Annotated in this window: 1 pseudogene; it reads right to left on the minus strand. The window is 78.8% G+C overall.

Annotation, left to right across the window (positions count from 1 at the left end):
- Positions 1-325: pseudogene (locus ACFSL4_RS15700) on the minus strand (hypothetical protein); the annotation flags it as partial.

A 325-nucleotide genomic window follows, 5' to 3' on the forward strand; every position in this document is an offset into this window, starting at 1 on the left:
TGCGAGAAGGCGAACGCGGAGTAGCCGGCGGCGTTCGCGGGGATCGCGGTGGCGACTACGGCGGCACCGGCCGCCAGGGCGCTGCCCGGACCCGTCACGGCACCCGCCGGCACGCCGGATCCGGCCCCCTGGACAGGGTCCGGGACCGAGATGACGTCCGCCGGCGCGAGGCCGGTCACCCGGACGGCGCGTGAGTCCGAGGCGGAGCCCGAAGACCAGGCGAAGCCCGGTACCGGGCCGGAGCCCGCCGTCGCCCCGTCCGGGCCCGTGCCGTCGTGGGCGGTCACCGCGGAGGAACCGTCGGCCGCCGAGCGACCCGGTGCGC

Origin of the sequence: Streptomyces caeni, assembly GCF_042678285.1 — a bacterium.
In the GTDB taxonomy this organism is placed as follows: Bacteria; Actinomycetota; Actinomycetes; order Streptomycetales; family Streptomycetaceae; genus Streptomyces; species Streptomyces caeni.